General features: G+C 59.6%; 17 protein-coding genes and 5 pseudogenes. 12 read left to right on the forward strand and 10 right to left on the reverse strand.

Going from position 1 to position 18,618, the window contains the following annotated elements:
- Positions 1 to 467 precede the first annotated feature (467 nt).
- Positions 468 to 794, reverse strand: a complete 327-nt coding sequence (locus CKW40_RS34185) for a hypothetical protein (RefSeq protein ID WP_439331021.1) — start codon at positions 792 to 794, stop codon at positions 468 to 470.
- A 586-nt stretch (positions 795 to 1,380) separates the two neighbouring features.
- On the reverse strand, positions 1,381 to 1,623 hold the full coding sequence (locus tag CKW40_RS34190; RefSeq protein WP_095204134.1) for a hypothetical protein: 243 nt from the start codon (positions 1,621 to 1,623) through the stop codon (positions 1,381 to 1,383).
- A gap of 94 nt (positions 1,624 to 1,717) precedes the next feature.
- Here CKW40_RS34190 and CKW40_RS34195 point away from each other — a divergent pair, with 94 nt between their 5' ends.
- Together CKW40_RS34195 and CKW40_RS43275 are read left to right on the forward strand one after the other, a co-directional pair.
- Positions 1,718 to 2,194, forward strand: a complete 477-nt coding sequence (locus CKW40_RS34195; RefSeq protein WP_095204164.1) for an Hsp20 family protein — start codon at positions 1,718 to 1,720, stop codon at positions 2,192 to 2,194.
- A 73-nt stretch (positions 2,195 to 2,267) separates the two neighbouring features.
- A complete protein-coding gene (locus CKW40_RS43275; RefSeq protein WP_143748423.1) occupies positions 2,268 to 2,714 on the forward strand; it encodes a hypothetical protein in 447 nt (148 codons plus the stop codon).
- A 545-nt stretch (positions 2,715 to 3,259) separates the two neighbouring features.
- Here CKW40_RS43275 and CKW40_RS34205 read toward each other — a convergent pair.
- The 3 genes and pseudogenes from CKW40_RS34205 to CKW40_RS34215 all read right to left on the reverse strand — a co-directional run bounded on the left by CKW40_RS34205 (position 3,260) and on the right by CKW40_RS34215 (position 4,652).
- On the reverse strand, positions 3,260 to 3,898 hold the full coding sequence (locus CKW40_RS34205) for an outer-membrane lipoprotein carrier protein LolA (protein WP_095204136.1): 639 nt from the start codon (positions 3,896 to 3,898) through the stop codon (positions 3,260 to 3,262).
- Positions 3,899 to 3,956: 58 nt separating this feature from the next.
- On the reverse strand, positions 3,957 to 4,220 hold the full coding sequence (locus tag CKW40_RS34210; protein ID WP_095204137.1) for a YMGG-like glycine zipper-containing protein: 264 nt from the start codon (positions 4,218 to 4,220) through the stop codon (positions 3,957 to 3,959).
- 181 nt (positions 4,221 to 4,401) lie between these two features.
- A pseudogene (locus tag CKW40_RS34215) lies at positions 4,402 to 4,652 on the reverse strand (GlsB/YeaQ/YmgE family stress response membrane protein).
- Positions 4,653 to 4,969: 317 nt separating this feature from the next.
- Between CKW40_RS34215 and CKW40_RS34220 the strand changes: the two are divergent.
- The gene (locus CKW40_RS34220) at positions 4,970 to 5,836 is read left to right on the forward strand and encodes a PRC-barrel domain-containing protein (RefSeq protein ID WP_095204138.1); all 867 of its coding nucleotides are present in this window, start codon (positions 4,970 to 4,972) and stop codon (positions 5,834 to 5,836) included.
- 499 nt (positions 5,837 to 6,335) lie between these two features.
- Here CKW40_RS34220 and CKW40_RS34225 read toward each other — a convergent pair whose 3' ends face one another.
- Together CKW40_RS34225 and CKW40_RS34230 are read right to left on the reverse strand one after the other, a co-directional pair.
- Complete coding sequence (locus CKW40_RS34225) at positions 6,336 to 8,129, reverse strand: PAS domain S-box protein (RefSeq protein WP_095204139.1); 1,794 nt, start codon at positions 8,127 to 8,129, stop codon at positions 6,336 to 6,338.
- A 145-nt stretch (positions 8,130 to 8,274) separates the two neighbouring features.
- Positions 8,275 to 8,580, reverse strand: a complete 306-nt coding sequence (locus tag CKW40_RS34230; protein WP_095204140.1) for a Smr/MutS family protein — start codon at positions 8,578 to 8,580, stop codon at positions 8,275 to 8,277.
- A gap of 225 nt (positions 8,581 to 8,805) precedes the next feature.
- Here CKW40_RS34230 and CKW40_RS34235 point away from each other — a divergent pair, with 225 nt between their 5' ends.
- Positions 8,806 to 9,015, forward strand: a complete 210-nt coding sequence (locus tag CKW40_RS34235; RefSeq protein WP_439331022.1) for a hypothetical protein — start codon at positions 8,806 to 8,808, stop codon at positions 9,013 to 9,015.
- Positions 9,016 to 9,115: 100 nt separating this feature from the next.
- Here the strand turns inward: CKW40_RS34235 and CKW40_RS34240 are convergent, their stop codons facing one another.
- Together CKW40_RS34240 and CKW40_RS34245 are read right to left on the reverse strand one after the other, a co-directional pair.
- The gene (locus CKW40_RS34240; RefSeq protein WP_095204165.1) at positions 9,116 to 9,421 is read right to left on the reverse strand and encodes a GlsB/YeaQ/YmgE family stress response membrane protein; all 306 of its coding nucleotides are present in this window, start codon (positions 9,419 to 9,421) and stop codon (positions 9,116 to 9,118) included.
- Positions 9,422 to 9,840: 419 nt separating this feature from the next.
- Positions 9,841 to 10,274 (reverse strand): annotated as a pseudogene (locus CKW40_RS34245) (CorA family divalent cation transporter); the annotation flags it as partial.
- Between the two features lie 620 nt (positions 10,275 to 10,894).
- Between CKW40_RS34245 and CKW40_RS34250 the strand changes: the two are divergent.
- The 6 genes and pseudogenes from CKW40_RS34250 (at position 10,895) to CKW40_RS34275 (ending at position 16,564) form a co-directional block, all read left to right on the forward strand.
- Positions 10,895 to 11,260 carry a hypothetical protein gene (locus CKW40_RS34250; protein WP_095204141.1) on the forward strand — a complete coding sequence of 122 codons (366 nt, stop codon included), beginning with the start codon at positions 10,895 to 10,897 and terminating at the stop codon, positions 11,258 to 11,260.
- A gap of 426 nt (positions 11,261 to 11,686) precedes the next feature.
- Positions 11,687 to 11,776, forward strand: a pseudogene (locus CKW40_RS43280) (IS5/IS1182 family transposase); the annotation flags it as partial.
- Positions 11,777 to 11,969: 193 nt separating this feature from the next.
- Positions 11,970 to 12,662 (forward strand): annotated as a pseudogene (locus CKW40_RS34260) (IS5 family transposase).
- Positions 12,663 to 12,893: 231 nt separating this feature from the next.
- A complete protein-coding gene (locus CKW40_RS34265; RefSeq protein ID WP_095204143.1) occupies positions 12,894 to 13,913 on the forward strand; it encodes a sugar ABC transporter substrate-binding protein in 1,020 nt (339 codons plus the stop codon).
- 91 nt (positions 13,914 to 14,004) lie between these two features.
- Positions 14,005 to 15,525, forward strand: a complete 1,521-nt coding sequence (locus tag CKW40_RS34270; RefSeq protein ID WP_244571396.1) for a sugar ABC transporter ATP-binding protein — start codon at positions 14,005 to 14,007, stop codon at positions 15,523 to 15,525.
- A gap of 13 nt (positions 15,526 to 15,538) precedes the next feature.
- Positions 15,539 to 16,564 carry an ABC transporter permease gene (locus tag CKW40_RS34275; protein ID WP_095204145.1) on the forward strand — a complete coding sequence of 342 codons (1,026 nt, stop codon included), beginning with the start codon at positions 15,539 to 15,541 and terminating at the stop codon, positions 16,562 to 16,564.
- 727 nt (positions 16,565 to 17,291) lie between these two features.
- Here CKW40_RS34275 and CKW40_RS34280 read toward each other — a convergent pair.
- Positions 17,292 to 17,429, reverse strand: a pseudogene (locus CKW40_RS34280) (IS256 family transposase); the annotation flags it as partial.
- On the opposite strand from CKW40_RS34280, the gene CKW40_RS44830 reads away from it, so the two are divergent.
- Both CKW40_RS44830 and CKW40_RS34290 read left to right on the forward strand, forming a co-directional pair.
- Positions 17,424 to 18,050: a COG1470 family protein gene (locus CKW40_RS44830; protein WP_244571400.1), complete on the forward strand. Its 627-nt coding sequence runs from the start codon at positions 17,424 to 17,426 to the stop codon at positions 18,048 to 18,050. The pseudogene CKW40_RS34280 and the gene CKW40_RS44830 sit on opposite strands and share 6 nt — an antisense overlap.
- Entirely contained in the window at positions 18,047 to 18,355 is a 309-nt protein-coding gene (locus CKW40_RS34290) for a DUF982 domain-containing protein (protein ID WP_095204146.1), read from the forward strand. Before CKW40_RS44830 ends, CKW40_RS34290 begins: the two co-directional genes overlap by 4 nt.
- Positions 18,356 to 18,618 lie beyond the last annotated feature (263 nt).

Below are 18,618 nucleotides of genomic sequence, written 5' to 3' on the forward strand. Positions count from 1 at the left end.
GTTAGTATCTCGTTTGCGGCTAAAGTAGCAGTTCCGCATTTTCAGGCAACACGGGCCGTCGCTCTTAGTCCACCTAAGAGCGACGGGTACCTGCCTCAGGCACAAGCAGGCCAAGCCGCCGGCTCTTATCAAAATGCCGGGCCTGGGTGGCCGCCCGCGCGCTGGTGGTTGAGGCGGGATTTGATCTTCCCCCAGAATGTGCCCGCCTGGCTGCGTGGTGCGCGGAGCTTGGTCGTCCGGAGTTCATTAAAGCATGGACATCGCCCGCGAGGCTGGCAAAGGGCAGACTTGTTGACGAGAAAAGCAGCGTCATGTCCGTCTGAAAAACGGCAGGCCGCCCGAGCCGAAACGACGCCGCGATCGAGCGGACCACCTGCGTTAAGTACCCTATCGACTGCGAGAACTGGAGAACTGAGCGCTGATTGAAATGGGCGCAGGTCCGGCCAAATTGGCCAGACCTTATGCCATTATCTCCTGCAGATGCGAACTCGCTCGATGACGCGGTGGTGATGACGCCAATGTTTGATCAGCACCACGCGGCAATGGGGTCGATGATGCCGATGGTAGTAACGGGGCCTATAGCCGTTGTCATACATGTCGTCGTATTGGGAATAGCCTTGACCGTAATAGTCGGGGTACCGATCACTGTCACCATAGTAGTCGTAATTGTCTCCATAATCGTCGCCATAACCACTACCAAAGCCGATAATGACACCGCCGGCGTTTGCCGGATAGACGGCGGCGGCAGCACAAGTGACTGCGATCACCGATGAGAGAACTAGTTTCCTTATCATCACAACTCTCCTTGAGCTGAGAGTGTCCCGTCGGGACAAAAACGCTCTCAAGCAGCGGTTGTTCCCTGGGAAATCACAGATCAACCATTATATCTCAGCAATGTGACATCCAAGGAATAACGGGCGCCGCCCTTGCCGCGGTTCGGTCAGGAACTGTCTTCTAGGCGACGCCCTGACTAACAGATCCGCTGGTCTGGCGCGGAACGATTTCGGTTCTTCATTCGCCACCCGAGGCCTGCCCTGGTTGCAAACAAACGGCGGAAGTTTGAGCGACAAAGTCCCAGGATCGAGGTTTCCGGAGAGACGCCAAGTAGATGGGCCCGATACCGGAAGAACGGTACGGCTGAAAGCCTGGAAAGAGATGGACCCCTTTCGTCGGCCAGCCGCTTTTTCTGAGCATGTCCAAGCCGTCGAAGGGCCAATCTTCGGATAACAGCCCCGGCAGGGAGGTCCGCTGCGAGGTTGCTTTGGAAGCAGCTTTGCGGCTGGGTAGCTGCCGCAAAGGCGCAAGGTGGGACGTCCGCGACCCAAACTCGGGCCTGGCCGGCAGGGGACGCCCGGCCCCAAGCGATCGTTGTCACCAGGATTACCAGCCTATGTAGCGACAATCCGCGCTCACGCGGCGATTAGCTGGCAGCGTCGATAGCGCCGGTAGAACCGCCTCCTCCAAGAACTGGAAAATAGCTTCCCGGTTGCGCATACCGCCTTGCAGACTGGTTGCTCCGGGAATGCCAAGCCGAGGTTTGATCGAGCTTTTGTTCGAAGTTAAGGTTTCGATTAAAGGCGAGTAAAAAAATCCGTTCCGGCTCTTGAACGATTTCTGGGTCATTCCCAAATCGTTGGCCGTCGAGGCTTAGGCTCGACGAAACAGGCGTCGCAGTGACGCTGCTTGTAACCCATGTTGCTTTACGGAGGATATGGCTATGAGAAGCTTTGATTACGCCCCACTCTATCGCACTACGGTCGGCTTCGACCGTCTCTTCGACACGCTCGACAACAGCGTGCGCTCGGACTGGCCGCCTTACAACATCGAGAAGACCGGAGACCACGATTACCGGATAACAATGGCCATCGCCGGGTTCAGCCCCGACGAAGTTGAGTTGACCCAGCACGGGCCGGAACTGGTCGTGATTGGCCAGAAACAGCCGGACGAAAGCGATCGCCAGATCCTGCACCGGGGCATGGCGACCCGCAACTTCAGACAAGTCTTCAAATTGGCGGACTACGTGAAAGTTGCGAAGGCCATGCTGGACAACGGTCTGCTTTCAGTGGACCTCGTTCGCGAGATCCCCGAGGAATTGAAGCCGCGTCGCATCGGTCTCGTTTCGTCGAGCCCCGCAGCCCCCACTCAGCAACAGCAGATCAGCCAGGATACCGAGCGGCAGCGCCACGTCGCCTAATTCCGCGAATTGACGCAAGACTGCGGTCCCGCCTCCCGGCCCAGCCGGGAGGCACAGATTGCGGAGATTGGAGATGACAACCGGATACGAATTTTTGCCAAACCGGAAATGCAGGACGGCTCATCATGGGATCACACATCCTGACGACGTTGTCGGCCTTCCAGACCTGAGTGCTGCCGAGAAGCGGGCGATTTTGGCTTCCTGGGCGTCCGACGCCTGTTCGGTTCCCGAAATACCTCTGCTGCGCCAGCTGGAGGATGGAACGATAGCCATGATCGACGACATCCTGCGCGCTTTGAAGACCCTGGACGGCGTGTCGGATGACAACCGTCAAAATCGGAATCGCGCGCTTTGGGGAGCGCCGCATGCTCGACGACGTCAGAATAAGGGGGTGCCTTGGCCGCATCGTCGCCGGCGCGATGACGACGATGATCCTCCGCCCTGTCCGGCCTACGGTGCAATCGTCCCAAGAAGAGGCGGTGGCGGGGCGATGGCGTCCCCAGAGCCGGTACTTGCTTGAGGGTATCGGGCCAATCTACGCGCCGCCCTATCCGATCGCGAGAGCTTTTGGAACATTAACTGCCGCTAATGGTTCGTACTGGGCAGCAGATAACGACCCCTCGGTATCTGCTGAAGATCGGGTCCGCACTCGATCGGAGCCCGCGCTCTCCGCCAGAGGCGCGGGCTTTTCCAGATTTGCAGTTTGGCTCAACGGCGTTTGAAGATGTTATACTATTTCCCCATACAGGTCCGGCTTCAATGTAAATAGTTGACCTCGGAAGGCGCCGAGACGGGCTGTTTGTCGTTTCCAGTCTGGGTGAACGAACACTCGACGGACGACTACCTTTGAATGATCGAGAAGGTTCCGTTCTTGATGATTTGCGAAGGAAGGGCGTGGTCATACCATTTGGCGTTTGCTTAGCCCCTTGCTAAAGTTGCAGCCCGCAGGCGGCCTTTCTCCCGACTAACTGGCGCTACGGTTCTGGGACGGAAAAGCAATGCGATTCGTGATTCGTCCGCTGTCTCTCCGGGGCGGCATTGCCCCAGTGAATTCGATCACCGACTTCACCGCGACTTGGAGGTGTTGTACTCGCGGTTTGCCGCGTAATCGATGGTGAACGTTCCTTCGGCAAGTGGAACACCCAGTTTTACATTGAAGATAGTCACCGTTGTGGTGAGTCCCTTCTCGTCGGTAAGACTCCATTTTCGTAAATCGAGTGATTTCTTGTCAAACATCATCGAAATGTTCGAATGACCATAGGCTGACTTGTCACCCAGCTTAATAGTTATCAGATCGCCTTCTTCTTTGATGCTTTTGAGGTGGCTGCCCGAAAAGTCGACCTTGTTGTCGAGTAGCAGCTTGAGCGGCGTCTTCGAGAGCGAATAGATCCGCGATGTCTTAAGTTTTTTATTATAAACGACCACCGATTTTCCGTCGGCTATTACGCTGACCCCTGATTGGCCGGCAAAATTGAATCGGATCTTGCCTGGGCGCTTGAGAAAAAACCTGCCACCGGTCTTTTCTCCCTTTGGGCCCGACTGAACAAAGTCGCCGGACATGGATTTTACCGATGAGAAGTGATCGGCGATCGTCTGCGCTGCGATTGGTGCGGCCGAAAGCGCTGGCATAAGTTCGACGTTGATCGTGGCAGCGCTGAGAAGGACGAACCAGAGACCGAGCAGTGTTTTGACTTTAGAGGCCATCCAATTGTCCTACCTTGGTGAAGGCGCGTGATCGCAACAGATCACGCGCCTTAGGGTATCAGTAACCGTCCGGGCACCGGGCAATGTAAATCCGGCCATGACGATCGCGATATCGGCATTGGCCGGCCTCACTGGCGTGCCCGATCACCGCACCGGCGATCGCGCCGACTGCACCACCAACGACAGCACCTTGTACCGGATCGCCGGCCACCGCGGCACCGATTGCGGCACCTCCCAAGCCGCCGACGGCAGCGCCTTGTTCGGTACGGGAACACGCTACGAGCGGGATTAGCAGGCTCAAAATGAGCAGCGTCTTTTTCATGGGTCCTCTCCTGAAGCCTTAATTGGCCGGAGAATAAATGCGCCAAGGGGTTTTTCATCCATGGCCCTGTCGCCTTCATGGAACAGCTCGTCTCCGCAAGGCGAGACTGCATAGGCTGAGGGACGCTGAGCCATCCGTCGGGCGAAGGGCTCAGGTTGAGCGTGACCGCAATAGGCGCGGATTAGCGTTTTATCGCTCGCGCCGCCGCGATCAAGATACACGCGCCGATGAGTCCGGGGACCATATAGCCGAGCCAGCCGGCCAACGATATGCCAATCACGCTCAGGATGAGGTTGGCGACAATGGCACCCGCGATCCCCAAATGATGTTCATGAGCACGCCCATGTTGCTCTTCATGAACATCTCGGCGAGCCATCCCGCGATACCGCCGATGATGATCGCTGCCAGCCAGCCGACGCCAGGATTCTGCATAATTTTCCCCTTTCCTCGAACCGCCAAGTGGTTCGGCAGGGGAACGTTCAGGGCCAACAAGTTTCCCGCGATACAGGTGCCGTATACCCTCAGAAAAAGGCGAGTCGCAGCAGGGAATCTTATGTGGCGTTTCGGATGCCGACAACTCCGCTGCGGTTAACGCGAGCCACCCCAGTCATCTCAGGCCCCCGAATTCCAAAGGGAACTTCGCATCGTGCGGCCCGTTGTCACGTCGCAAACTGTGCCGCGTTCAGCCTCCCTGCAATGGTTCGGCCGAACGCGGCGTGCATCAACACTAACGCACAAGGAAACGTACCATGATTGGCAAACTTTTGGCTACCACCGCAATAGCAACCCTGCTGTCGTCTGGCCTGTGGGTATCAGGGGCCGCCGCTGAAGATGCCACCAAACCTGCCACCGCTACGACCACGGCGGCGACGGCGACGGCGGCTGTTGCAGACGGCAGCCTCGTCACCAAGATCATAGGCACCGACGTCTATGATAGCGCTGCGGACAATGCCCAGAAGATCGGCGATGTCAAAGACATCGTCCTCTCCAAGGACGGCAAAGCCAAGTACATTATCATCGGCGTAGGCGGATTCTTAGGCTTGGGGGAAAAGAACGTCGCCTACGATTTCAGCAAGGCCGAGTGGGTCGAGAAGAAGGGTGATCGGTGGCTGGTCGCGAAGACCACCAAGGAAGACCTTCAGGCGGAGCCTGACTTCGATCTGAAGGCCTACGACACGGCATCGGCGTCCAACAGCAACAATGTTGCCGCTACCGCGAAAAACCAGCCGGCCGCGGCGACGACAGACAAGACGACCACCGCGGCAATCGACAAGTCTTCGTTGACCGAGATGCCAATGGATAAAATCAGCACCAAGGACTTCATCGGCACCAACGTCTATGGCGCCGACGATGCAAAAGTCGGTGAGATCGGCGACGTGGTTATGACCGGCGACAAGAAGGTCGATGCCGTCATCGTCAACATGGGCGGTTTCCTTGGCATGGGCGAAAAACAGGTGGCCATGGGCCTGGAGAAACTGAAGTTCATGTCGGACAAGGACGGCAACCGGTATCTCTACACCAACTTCACCAAGGCTCAGCTCGAGGCGCAGACCGCCTATGACAAGGGCACCTACGCGCAGAATCGCGACAAACAGCGGATCATTGTTGGCCAGTAGACCCCAACGTGGCCCGCGCTGGCGCGGGCCACGTTTTTTTCGATTGTGTATGAGCGATCCACCCTTCCGGGCTGGTGAGCACAAGACGAGATCATCTCGATCTTTCGATGGCCTGAAAAATGTAGCACGTTCAGGGTGCTTATCGGCGGCACGCAGCCACGCTCTCAAGAGGTCGCAACGGTCCTCAGAGCGATGTGTAGGCCTGCAGGCGCTTGTGGGGCCTTGGGTGGCTCGCTGGGCTGCGCGGACGGCCGCTACGGACAGTCTCAAGGATTTCGGCGGTAGTTATCCTTAGGCGGTAAACTCGGGTTCAGCGTGAAATGGTAGCCGCAATCGAGATGCCGTAGCGGCGTTTCAAGCTTTGCTCGCATAGCAGTTCGGCCAATTCAATGCCGAGGGAGCCGAAGGCGCGTTCCTTCTGCCATCCACGACGGTGACACCGGCGCCGTGGTCACCCGTTCGCCGAACTCGGCGTATTGTAGAACGCGGCCTGCGGTCTCTAAGCTCCATTGGCAACAGAGGCTTCCACGGCAGCCAGCGGCGCTTCCAGGCTCCAGGTGATGCCATGCGGGCCGCACTCGAGATTGCCCTGCCCGCTAACCGCTGCGGGCGCAACCCGCTTCAGCACCACGGTTCCGAAACCACCATGTCCAATGGTCTGAACCATCGGCCCGTCGGTTTCGGCCCACGTCAGGTGAAAGGTCCTCGAAGCACGGGAGCCGGAGACGGACCATGTGACCGCAATCTGGCCTTTATCCCCTGAGAGCACTCCGTACTTGGCGGAGTTGGTGGCGAGTTCGTGGAAGGCGATTCCGAGATACTGCACCGCATTGGGACTGAGGACCAACGATGGTCCCGACATGTCGATGACGTCACCCCGTGGGAAAGGCCTGGCCTGGGCCGCCAAGAGTTCATTGATGGTGGCTCCCTTCCAGTCGGCGGATACCAACAGGTCGTGGGATCGCGACAGCGCCATGATGCGCTCACGCACCTGGGATTCAAACTGGCTTGGTGTCTCCGATCGTTTGTTGGTCTCCCGGATCATCGACAGGATGACAGAGTATTGGTTTTTAACCCGGTGGTTGACCTCGCGCATCAGCATGCGGATACGGTGCTCGTTTTCCCTTGCCGACGTAATGTCCCGGGCAATCTTCGACGCGCCAATGATCCGCCCGGTGGCGTTACGCATAGGCGATACGGTAAGCGAGACCGGAACCAGGCTGCCATCCTTGCGCTGACGTATTGTTTCGTACGTTTCGACCCGCTCACCACGGCGAATGCGTCCGAGGATGCGAGGCTCCTCGTCCTGGAGATTATCCGGAATCAACATGGTCACCGGCCTGCCTATCGCTTCGTCGGCGGTGTAGCCGAACAGCCGTTCGGCCCCGCGATTCCAGCTCTTGATGATGGCGTTCAGATCTTTGCTGACAATTGCGTCGAACGAGGATTCCACAATCTCTGACAGATGCTGCCTGACCTCTTCGGCACGTTGGCGGTCGGTCAGGTCCAGCAGCATGTTCACGGCACCAATCAGATTGCCATGCTCATCCCGCAACGGTGTGGGGTAGGGCAGGAACGGAAAAAAGGATCCGTCCGGACGGCGCGCTATGGCTTCCTGGTTGCGGACCGGCCGGTTTTCCTTGAGCGCGATGGCCATCGGGCACTCGTCATGCGGCAATTCCTTGCCGTCGGGAGTGAACAGCTTGAACGTGACGCACCATTTGTCCTTGCCGACTTTTGGCTCCGTGCCCGCAAGATCGGCGGCGGCGCGGTTGTAGTAGGTGATCGTCCCGTGCTGGTCGGTCGTATAGATGGCAACCGGAAGGGCGTCGAGAATTTGGTGATAGGTGCTGCCCTGCTGCCTCAACTCCGTGCGAGTCCGCTCCAGGGCGGTAACATCGACCGTAAAGCACCTTGTATTGATCAGCTTGCCGTCGCGAAAATGGCCGCTCGACGTGATTTCGACATGCTTGATCGAACCGTTGCAGGCTCTCAATCGCGCCGGATAACGCGTGATCTTCTCACCACGGGTCAGCCGTGCCAGAATGTCATCGATCACGTCCCGGTCGGGATAGAATTCGGCAATGTGGCGGCCGACATATTTTTCTGCACTAAACCCGAGAAGGTCAAGCTCAGCCTGATTTGCGTGAAGGATGACACCATCCGCGCTTACCAGATGGAGCGCGACGGCCCCGTTCTCGAAGAAATCCTGGTAGTCGAAGGCCCGACTATCCTCACCGGACAGTTCCGGACTCTTGAAGGCGACGACGTCCGCCTGCGTTACTTCCTTCATCCGAGTCCCCGATCGGTCCTTAACCGACCTAAATGTGGTTCGTGGCAATTCGTTCCACAACAGTTGTTCCGTCGATGGTTCGCAGCACTCCAGTGGCCTCGTTCGTGGGGGTGCGGAGGACTTTCCGTCATCCCGGCAAGAGCGATTAGTCGGGCCAGTCTCTCGACGGTGGGGATTTTGACTTTCGCCTCTTTCCGTGCGCGATTATCGAGGCGATGTCGACCGTGACCAGACCGCCAACCTTCACGGTCACCTTGCCATCTTGGTCATCGACGCGGATGACATGCCCGACGAGACTAACCCTGTCGCCGGGCCTTTTCGTCTTGGGAGCATCGATCGCGAAGGGGAAGTTATAGGTCGGAATACTGACGCTGGCGCGGCCGCTTGGCAGCACCTTTATGATGGTGGCTGTCAACGTGATCTCATCACCGATCTCTATGTCCCACGTCATGAATATGACTCTGGAACGGTCGGGGCGGTCGTCAAGCGAAATTTTGATTTAAGACAACGTCACGCGTCTACGGTGATGGCGCACTGTCTGCATCGGCCGTATAGCGTCGCAGCGGGCCCACCGGCTGCCTTGATTGTGCAGGTGCGGCTGGTCGGGAAGTTCCCGCGTTCGGGCAGCTTTGCCGGCGTCGGCAACCCGGGCGAAGGCTAGGCGGTCGACTATCAGGTGATCGTCGAGATCCGTTCATTCCAAACACTCGTCGACGGCGGCGACCATGCGGAGGTCGAGTTGTTCGTACGCATCCTGAACGACCGCAATGGCGAGGTGCTTGCCTCGACCTGCTTCACCGCTTCCCCGCCCGCTCGGGCGGCGGCAATCACGCCAATGTCAGCGCGCTTGTTCCGGCCGCCCATCGTTGGATCTGTGGAACGTTGACCGCGTCGTATTGACCCGCCGGCTAAATGCAGACTTCGACTGAGGCCCTGCAAAATCCGACTGCGGCCGTCCCTTGGGACGATGGCTTCGAACCCCCGGGCTACCGCCACCGACCAGATCGACCTCTCCATCCGCCCCCGAAACGACCGCCACCAGCAACCAACCGGATGATTAGGAGAAGTACAATCGCGCCGACGGTGGCATTGACGATCAAGCTTATCGTTCCGCTCCCGAGATGGACGCCTAATCGGGGCAGCAGCCAGTCCCCGATGAACGCGCCAATGATTCCGATTGCGATGTCCCCGATTAGACCAAAGCCAGAGCCTCGCACGATCTTTCCGGCCAACCATCCGGCAATAAGGCCGACTACCAATATGACTATGATGCTCTCGTTCGTCAGATGCATGGTGATCCTCCAGGCCCTGGTTTTCGCAGCGCGATTCGTGTCTACAACCAGCGAATAGTTCCATAGCCGATCCTCTATCCCCACGAAAGCCATCCCCACGAAAGCCAAAGCGCGTCGGTGGGTCGACGCAAACCTGCGGCCCCGACCCAACCAATAGGACGGTCGATAACATGGTCACCGATTGCGACCGCTACCCACTCCCGTTGCGGTCGTTCACTTTCGAAGCACGGCGAGACGCGCCACCAAGTGGCTCGCCGGATGTGCAGATCGCGCAGGCCTTTTGGTTCCAGCTTACGACGATTGATGACCGGAAACTTGCCGCTGAACCGTGTCATGTGGGCCGCAGGCAAGATCCTCAACGAGAATCCATGTCGCCCTGCGGACCGAGCCTTGGGCTCCCCCTCCGCACCAAAGGGGCCCTAGAACCAACCCCGCCATTTGAACCACGCCAGCGGAATAACTGCGCTGAGAGCGATCATCCCCAAACCATAGGATAGCCGAAAGCCCAGTCGTATTCGGGCATGCTCTTGAAATTCATTCCGTAGATGCTCGCCATCAAGGTTGGAGGAATGCCGACGATCGAGACGATGGTGAGGATTTTGAAGATGTCGTTTTGTGCAATGCCGATTAATCCAACCATAGCGTCGAGCAGGAACTGCACTTTGTCGGAGAGATGCACCTCGTAATTGTCGAGGGACGCTACGTCGAGCTTAAGGCCGTCCATACGGGACGCGAGTTCTCCATCGCCCCAGCCTGCGGTCATCCCGCACGCAAAATCGATGGCGCGTCCAAGGGCAAGTAACGCATCACGCTTTTCCGAGAGAGCGTCACCCAGCCTGCCAACATGGCGGAGCTAAGACCGCCGCGATATGGACTGCGGTAGCAGTTGCAATGGGCGGCCTTTCGGCGACGATATCGGCATGGATTTCAAATTGGAAGCATACGACGCGACCCGCCTGCGCCCCGACGCCTTAGACGCCGTTGCTGACCACAGATGTACTGGGCAGCGGTGGGCTCGACCGAAACATAGGCGGCATAATGGCCAGAACAATCTCCCCGTCGCGACTATCGTAACGATCCGAATTCGACCGCCAAATTTGAACGCCGCAACAGCACGGCCAGCCTCATGGTAAGCAGTTGCGATCCTTGTTTTTGACCGGGCCGGCAAGCACCATCCTTCACGAAAAAGGCCCGCTCCAGCATAACAGAGCAGGCGGTTCTAAAACGCGCGCCAAGCTATGGCCCTGTCTTTCAGCAGCTTCATCGCCTTTTCGGCATTGGCCTGAGACGTGTGGGCCTTTGTGCCGGCGTCGGTCATTTTCTTGCCGTCCGCTTTCGTGAAACCCCCGAGTACTTCTTCGTCGTGGCGTCCTTCGCGACCCAATCCAATGTTACGCTGGTGGCGAACTGTTTCGCTGATTAGGAACTTACGCAGCGGCTAACCGTTAAGCACCGAATTAAGGAGGTTGCGCCATGGCCGACGAACAGAAAGAAGCCGCAGCACCGAAACCGACGCAGCGCGAAACTCAGGAAGCCTTAGAGAAGCAGGTTGCACAGCTGAAGCGCGAGATCAACAAGATCAATCGAACGCTGGCCGAGCGCGCAGAAGAGGTCGTCGAGGAAGCCGCTGGCTGGTATGACAGCGCAGCCGATCGCGCAGGCCGAACTGCCCAGGCGCTCCGGACCGGGGCCCAGTCGGTTTCCGGGGCGGTCCAAGAAAATCCCGGTACGGTCTCAACAGCCTTCATTCTCGGGGCTGCGATAGGATTACTGGTTGGGCTCTCCCTCAGTGACGCACATTTGCGAAGTCGGGATCGCTGGTTTACTAGCGGCCGATAGAACTGGCAGTTCGGAGCCAACTTTCTCTTGTTGAGCGCGACGGTGCAGTGGGTCCTTGGGAAATCAACCGAGACGATCCCCTCGTCGGCGTAGAAGGTCAACTTGTCGACGGCGACCTGTCTTCCATACCAGATGACTGTATAGGCCCCGGTCGCGCTCCATGCTTGGAACGAAGAATAGAAGCGTTCAGGCCGCGCGACACTTCTCGTTTTCGTTTCCTTATCAGACAAATTTCATGAAACGGGTGGCGTTTCGGGCACCTTTGCGGTCTGAGCGCATGCTTGAAGAGATCTCACCGTCATGGTTTTCTGCATAAGTAAGGTCTAATACGAACCGATCCCGCGGTGGGAGGGCGGCTACGGAGACGACCGCAAGCGGCGTCATGAACTGCCACTTCAATCGCTCGAGAAATATACCGCCGAAAACGCCCTGCAAAAGGTCGGCAAGTTCACGATGGAGATCGTCAAGCGGTCGGACAGCGCTAAAGGCTTCGAAGTCCTGCCGCGCCGATGGGTCGCGTAGCGCGGGCAGCGCCGTTCATAGTGAGGGCGAGTGGTTTCGGTCCAGGGCATCATGATCTCCGTCGAATCTCAGCAATCCGACAGAATCACAACCCGCTGAAATCACTCACTTCTTTTTGGAGCGGACACTTAAAGGACAAGGCGATTGCCATCGAGAACGACATCCGCGGGCTGTTGCGGCAAGCGACCTGACGGACGCGGAGTGGGCGCTGATCGAGCCGCTGATGCCGGCGCCGAACCGGATCGGCCGGCCCCGCAAGACGGACCTGCGCGAGGTCGTGAACGCGCTCCTTTACATGGCGTCGTCGGGTGGAGCATGGCGGCTTCTGCCGAAGGACTTCCCACCGTTCTTGACGGTGCAGAAATACTTCTGGCGCTGGCGGGACGAAGGATTGCTGCGCGCCATCAACAATGAACTCGTCATGGCGGCGCGCGAACGGGAAGGCCGGGAGGCAAGCCCGTCGGCCGGCGTCATCGACAGCCAGTCGGTCAAGACCACCGAAAGCGGCGGAGTTCGTGGCTTCGACGCCGGCAAGAAGGTCAAGGCCCGCAAGCGGCACATCGTCGTCGACACGCTGGGCCTGCTGGTCGGCGTCGTCGTTCACGCCGCCGACATCCAGGACCGCGACGGCGCGCCGGCCGTCCTGAAATCCATACTCGAGCGCTGGCCCTGGCTGCGCCATGGTCTTTGCCGATGGTGGCTATGCAGGCCGAAACTGCGGGGCGTCGGCTGGATGACAAGATGGCGCCGCCTCGTTCGCGACTACGAGCAGCGCATCGACGTCTCGCAAGCCATGATCCTTGTCGCAATTGGCGGAAATCTCATCCGCCGAAACGCTCTGTCTCATCGCGAATCGTCTTGGCGCGCATTAACCTCATGATCATTTCCATCCGCTCCGCTCGACTGCGCAACCCGGATCCGCCGGCGCCGGCATTGGCCTCATCACTTGATGCTGAGCTCCACCGGGCGAATGGGTGGGATGAGGAATCCCGTCCGCGCCGTATCCTGACATATTGGAGCACATCGCCGACTGCGAACCTTGACCGCAGGGGCGGTGCAGCCATAATGCCGCCGTGGCTCGTTTCCCGACGAGCTGAAATGGGAGGAAGTTATGACTGAGACAGTAAATAACGACCGGCGCAATTTCCTGACCGCGGCTTCGCTTGGAGGGGCGGCCACACTTCTGGGCGGCTTCGGCATTAGCCAGGCCAGCGCCGCCCCCATGGCCAGCGGACGTTCGGAAAAGCCGCTCAAGGCGGCCTTCTCCAATGCCGGACTTCAGGCGACTTGGTGCGCCCAAGGCAAGGAGGCGGCCGAATTCTGGGGTAAGCTGTTCAACGTCGAGGTGACCTGGTTCGACGGTGAGCTCGACGCGGTCAAGCAGCGTGCCGCGATCGACAACATGGCTTCGCAAAAATGGGATTTCGTTGCCATCCAGGCGTTCGGCATCGGTACCCTTGTGCAGCCGGTGCAGAAGATGATCGACGCGGGCATCCCGGTGATCGACATGGACACGCTGATCGCGCCGCTCGACAAGATCAATGTGCACAGCTTCCTCGCGCCGGACAACGAGTTCATGGGCTCGTCTGTGACCCAGGCGCTGGTCACCGCCATCGGCGGCAAGGGCAAGGTCATCACAACGCAGGGCGCGCTCGGCCATACCGGCGCGCAGGGGCGCAACCGGGGCTTCGAGTCCGTGATCAAGCAGCATCCCGACATCGAGGTCTTGGAAAACCAGCCGGCCGATTGGGACGTCACCAAGGTGGCGCGCCTGTGGGAGACCTATCTGACGAAATATCCGCAGATCGACGCGGCCTATTTCCACAATGACGACATGGCGCTCGCCGCATACAACGTGATGAAGGCGCATAATCGCACCGACATTAAGCTCGGCGGCTGTGACGCAATGCCCCCGGCGATCGCCGCCGTGACCGAGGGCCGCATGCATGCGACCGTCCGCAATCCCTCCTGCCGCATTCACGGCGGGGCGATCGTGGCGGGCGTCGCCGCGGTGACGAGTGGCGAGAAGTCGGGCCAGGGCATTCCGAAGAGCGTCGTCACCGACGGTCCGGTCGTCACCAAGGCCAATGCCGCCGGGATGCAGTGGATGGAAGATCATTTCCTGATCTGATCTCCTTGCACCGGCTGGCCGGCTGACGATCCGCCGACCAGCCGGAACCCATCCTCAAGCAGCCCCCGAAGGGCAAGCGCCACGGGCCGTCATGGACGCTGAAGCCGAAGCAGCCTTGCGAGAGGGCGCGCCGCGCCTTCACATGGTAGGGATATCCAAATCGTTCGGCGGCGTCGCGGCGCTGCGCGACGTAGATTTTTTGCTGCGCGCCGGTGAGATCCACGGCCTCGTCGGCGAAAACGGCGCCGGCAAATCGACGCTGATGAAGATCATCGCCGGCGTTCACGCCGGATATCGCGGCCGCATGCTGATCGACGGGCGAGAGGCCCAGTTCCGATCCGCCCGCGACGCGCTGGCAGCGGGCATCGGCATGGTTCACCAAGAGCTCAGCGTCGTTCCCGATCTTACCGTTGCCGAAAACGTTTTTCTGGGAAAGCAGCCGACCAAGCGCGGGATGATCGATTGGCCCGGCATGGTTGCGGGCGCCCGGCAGCAATTGGCGAGCCTTGGCATCGACGTCGACCCGCGCGCGCCCATGGGATCGCTGTCGATCGGCCTGCAGCAACTGATCGAACTCGCCCGCGTGCTTTTTTCGGGGGCTCGCATCATCATCCTGGACGAACCAACCTCGGCGCTGTCGCCGCCCGAGGTGCAGCGCCTGTTCGAGGTGCTGCGCGGCGTTCGCGCCAGCGGCCGCAGCATCGTCTTCATTTCGCATTTCCTCGACGACATCCTTTCGGTTTCGGACACGGTGACCATCTTCCGCAACGGGCGCCGTGTCGTCACGGAGGCCGTCGGCAAGATCGACAAGGGGTGGGTCATCAAACGCATGATCGGCAGCGGTCACGAGGGGCTCGAGGAAAGTTACACCGGAGCGATAACTCTGGGCAGCAGGCCCAGTGCTCCCGTAATGCTGTCAGCGCGCGAGCTTTCCGCCAGCCGCGCTTTCGCCGACGTTTCGCTCGATGCGCGGTCGGGCGAAATCCTCGGCGTGTACGGGTTCATGGGCTGCGGCCAGATAGAGCTGGCGCGGACCTTGTTCGGAAAGCTGAAGCCGACGACGGGCTCGCTTTCGATCGACGGCCAAGTGAGGCGCTTCCACAACACCAACCAGGCGCGGCGCGCCGGCATCGCCTTCGTCCCCGAAAGCCGCCGCTCCATGCTTTTCTACCAGGAGCCGGTCTACAAGAACGTCTCGATCAGCGTGCTTGGCCGCATCTCCCGCCTATGGCTGAGGCCGGCGGCCGAGCGAGACATCGCCCGCCGCCATGTCGCGGCGCTGAACATCCGCCCGCCGGATGTGGCGGCGCTGCTCGCCGGCCTGTCGGGCGGCAACCAGCAGAAAGTAGCGCTGGCGAAATGGCTGACCTTCATGCCGAAGGTGCTGATCCTGAGCGAACCGACCCGCGGCATGGACGTCGGCGCCAAGGACGATGTCGTGAAGATCGTGCGGGGCCTGCGCGACCAGGGGCTCGCGGTCATCGTGGTCTCGGCGGAGCCGGAAACCGTGCTGTCGCTCGCCGACCGCATCGTCGTCATGAAGAAGGGGCGTATCGTGCGCGAGTTCGCCGGCGAAACGATCAGCAAGGACCGGCTGCTGGAAGCCGCGTGAGGGAGAGCGCCGAATGACCGTGCCGGCTCAGGAAAACGCCGAAGCGCAGCCGTCGCGGGTAGGCGCCTTCATCCGCAACCGGATACGCAACATCGCCCCGTTCGCGACGCTGATCATCCTTCTGGCCTTCTTCAGCATCGCCAGCCCGTCGTTCTTCACCGTCGACAACGGAGTCAACGTGCTGACGCAAGTCTCCGTCACCGGGGTCATGGCGGTGGGGCTCACCTTCGTGATCTTGTGCGCGGAGATCGATCTTTCGGTGGCGGCGATCGCCAATGCGACGGGCATCGCCGTCGCCTATTTCACGCTGCAGGAATCCTACGTCAACATTCCCAACATCCCGTTGCCGGGCTTCGCCGCGATCGGGCTGGCGCTGCTGGTGTGCGCCATTCTCGGTCTGGTCAACGCCTTCGGCACCACGATTATCAGCATTCCCTCCTTCATCATGACGCTCGCCATGATGCAGATCGGCGCCGGCATTTCCGCGCTGCTGGTGCGCGGCCAGATAGCCTATGCGGTTCCGGATCTGGTGACGACGCTGGGATCGGGCGCGGTCGGCGGCGTTCCATGGATCGTCATCGTGCTCGGCGTCTTCCTGGTTGTCGGCCATGTCGTGCTGACCTACACGCGGTTCGGCCGCTACGTCTACATGGTCGGCGGCAACCGCGAAGCGGCGGAATATTCCGGCGTCAACGTCAAGGTCGTGCTCGGCGCGGTCATGGTCATTTCTGCGGTCTGTTCGGGCGTGGCCGGAATGATCGGCGTCGCCCATTTCGGCAGCGCCCAGCAGAACGAGTTCGACGGCTATCTGCTTGATGCCATCGCTGCCGTGGTGGTCGGCGGCACCAGCCTGTTCGGCGGCCGCGGCGGCATCGGCAATACCATCATCGGTTTGTGCATCCTCGGCGTCCTGAACAACGGGCTCGACCACGTCCAGATCGACAGTTTCCTGAAGATTCTGATCCGCGGCATCATCTTGCTCGTCGCGCTGATCATAAACGTCTATGTGCAGAACCTGCGCGACCGGGAGCGCGGCTGAAGCTACGGTGCGGGTCTGCAGGGCTTGCGCCGATACACTTGGAAAAGAACCTTCTAGACCATCGACAACCCGTTCGGCGCGAGGTTTTCACCCATGTCTTAGGGTCGTTCTGTAAGCCAAGTTTCCGGTGTACAGGGTATGTTGTAGCGGGAGAGCGCTACCGCCCTTATACAAAATCATGGAGACCTGACGCATTGCGAGATAAGGCCTCTTCCGCGATCGACCGTCGCGGGCCAGAAGCTTGCCATGACCGGCAACACGTAGATCCTCAAGAACGATAAGCGCCTGCGAGCTGGAGGAGATTTATCGCCGCAGCCTCGGTCAGCACGGATTCCCTGCGCCATCCATAACGAAACTGGCCCAACCGCTGAGCGGCAGAGCAAAACACCGTTGTCTCAAGTTTTAGAGGCTGCGGCGCCACGCTTTCGGTCATCCCAATACCTTGAAAACCAGAGACGATGCTCCGTTGCCGCTTCGATTAACCATTCGTGGAACAGCCTGACCGAGGGCCCATCGCCCCGTGTTGATTCTGGAGCATCGCGCCGCGTCGTCAAGGGGATTCTAATGTATGTGCGGTCCCGAACTCCCCAACCGTCCAGACCGCCGCTGAACGGTCTTGTCCCAAGGAGTGGTGCAGCTGACGGCTTGGTCGCCGCACTCTCCGGCATGGGCCGGGATGATCAGCGTGCCACGGCTGGCAGGCTGATCAGGGGATCATCGCTCACCTGGCAGCGAGCTTGGGCACCTTCGGCCGGATCTGGTTGGCGACAGCACGCCATTGGGTGCCGGCGGCTTCTGGCGTCTCCTGGGCAAACGCGGTTGTGATGAACGCGGAGGCGACACGGCAGCTCTGGCCGGCATGGGCCGGGCCGCAAGAGCGGCTTCCGGTGAGGCTGTTGCCGGGAAGGAGTCGACTTTCCAGTTCACACTCACCAACACAGGGAGCGCGCCGGCAACCGACCTCGAACTGTCTGCCAGCCAGCCCACCGGCTGGAAGGTCGAGTTCGAGCCGAAGCGCATCGATACCCTCGCACCCAACGCAACAAGCCAGGTTGACGTGAAGATCACCCCGTCCGAGCGGGCGATCGTAGGCCACTACATGGTCCCGGTTCGTGCAAGCGGCGGCACCGTTTCTGAATCCGCGCCGTTCCGTGTCACGGTCAAAACCTCGGCCATGTGGGGCATTGCTGGGCTCGGTGTCATCGCGGGAGCCGTCGCTCGTCCTTGGCATGGCAGTGATGAGGTACGGACGGCGATGAGCACCACGGTCATAGAGGCAAAAGACCTCGCCAAGCGTTACGGCGCGGCAGTTGCCGTGTTTCGTCGCGGCAATGATCCTACTCTCAGTCGCTTATGTCGTCTTCCAGCGCCATCGTACCACCGCTTCGGGATAAAACGCCAATATGAGAAGGGCCGGCCAAAGGGAGTGGGTATCCATGAAATCATGATGTCATATCGACTAAGAAAGGAGGAAAACTATGTATGACCGTTTTGAAAACCCCTGTCACCGTTATCATTGGCATCGGGTTTCCGACTAAAATCGAAAGCGTGAGGGAGGCCTTGGCGCTGCTTGACGAATGGCCGCCATCGAAACGAAACGCCGCGCATACCATCGCGTGCAACGCATGCAGGGCTGCCATCCTCGGCGAGGTCGACGCCGAGACGGCGCGGAGCATGTTCGTCGCCTTCGCGCAAAGGAACGATCTACTTGCGCCCGAAATCGATGGCGTACTGGCAGTGCGCCAAGTTGGGATGCCCACCCACGGTGACCGCGCTCGTGGGACGACCTGAACGATTAAATGGAAGGAGGCAAGAGCTATGAACGATGCTCGATTTCCGCACCCGGTCAAGCTTAACCTGAAACCGATATTTCCGGCGCCTATGATGGCCGAGAGCCTCGCGGGTCCCGCCAGCCCAGCAGTTTGACGCCCGCGGTTTCGGAGTTCATCAGTTTTGTATACAAAAAATGACAATAGTGTTGACAATCATGTATTCTTGAGCTTCCCTAACGTAATCCGTGTCGCAAATCCGTGTCGCAAAAAAGGAAACATCGC

The sequence above is a fragment of the Mesorhizobium carmichaelinearum genome (assembly GCF_900199455.1).
In the GTDB taxonomy this organism is placed as follows: domain Bacteria; phylum Pseudomonadota; class Alphaproteobacteria; order Rhizobiales; family Rhizobiaceae; genus Mesorhizobium; species Mesorhizobium carmichaelinearum.

What these genes read in the sequence shown, in the direction of transcription:
- CKW40_RS34230 (WP_095204140.1), bottom strand. Translation starts at nt 8,580, where the DNA reads ATGACGTGGGACATAGAGATCGGTGATGAGATCACGTTGACAGCCACC.
- CKW40_RS34220 (WP_095204138.1), top strand. Translation starts at nt 4,970, where the DNA reads ATGATTGGCAAACTTTTGGCTACCACCGCAATAGCAACCCTGCTGTCG.
- CKW40_RS34240 (WP_095204165.1), bottom strand. Translation starts at nt 9,421, where the DNA reads ATGCATCTGACGAACGAGAGCATCATAGTCATATTGGTAGTCGGCCTT.
- CKW40_RS44830 (WP_244571400.1), top strand. Translation starts at nt 17,424, where the DNA reads ATGGGCCGGGCCGCAAGAGCGGCTTCCGGTGAGGCTGTTGCCGGGAAG.
- CKW40_RS34185 (WP_439331021.1), bottom strand. Translation starts at nt 794, where the DNA reads ATGATAAGGAAACTAGTTCTCTCATCGGTGATCGCAGTCACTTGTGCT.
- CKW40_RS34275 (WP_095204145.1), top strand. Translation starts at nt 15,539, where the DNA reads ATGACCGTGCCGGCTCAGGAAAACGCCGAAGCGCAGCCGTCGCGGGTA.
- CKW40_RS34250 (WP_095204141.1), top strand. Translation starts at nt 10,895, where the DNA reads ATGGCCGACGAACAGAAAGAAGCCGCAGCACCGAAACCGACGCAGCGC.
- CKW40_RS34190 (WP_095204134.1), bottom strand. Translation starts at nt 1,623, where the DNA reads ATGACCCAGAAATCGTTCAAGAGCCGGAACGGATTTTTTTACTCGCCT.
- CKW40_RS34265 (WP_095204143.1), top strand. Translation starts at nt 12,894, where the DNA reads ATGACTGAGACAGTAAATAACGACCGGCGCAATTTCCTGACCGCGGCT.
- CKW40_RS43275 (WP_143748423.1), top strand. Translation starts at nt 2,268, where the DNA reads ATGACAACCGGATACGAATTTTTGCCAAACCGGAAATGCAGGACGGCT.
- CKW40_RS34205 (WP_095204136.1), bottom strand. Translation starts at nt 3,898, where the DNA reads ATGGCCTCTAAAGTCAAAACACTGCTCGGTCTCTGGTTCGTCCTTCTC.
- CKW40_RS34290 (WP_095204146.1), top strand. Translation starts at nt 18,047, where the DNA reads ATGACCGTTTTGAAAACCCCTGTCACCGTTATCATTGGCATCGGGTTT.
- CKW40_RS34210 (WP_095204137.1), bottom strand. Translation starts at nt 4,220, where the DNA reads ATGAAAAAGACGCTGCTCATTTTGAGCCTGCTAATCCCGCTCGTAGCG.
- CKW40_RS34270 (WP_244571396.1), top strand. Translation starts at nt 14,005, where the DNA reads ATGGACGCTGAAGCCGAAGCAGCCTTGCGAGAGGGCGCGCCGCGCCTT.
- CKW40_RS34225 (WP_095204139.1), bottom strand. Translation starts at nt 8,129, where the DNA reads ATGAAGGAAGTAACGCAGGCGGACGTCGTCGCCTTCAAGAGTCCGGAA.
- CKW40_RS34195 (WP_095204164.1), top strand. Translation starts at nt 1,718, where the DNA reads ATGAGAAGCTTTGATTACGCCCCACTCTATCGCACTACGGTCGGCTTC.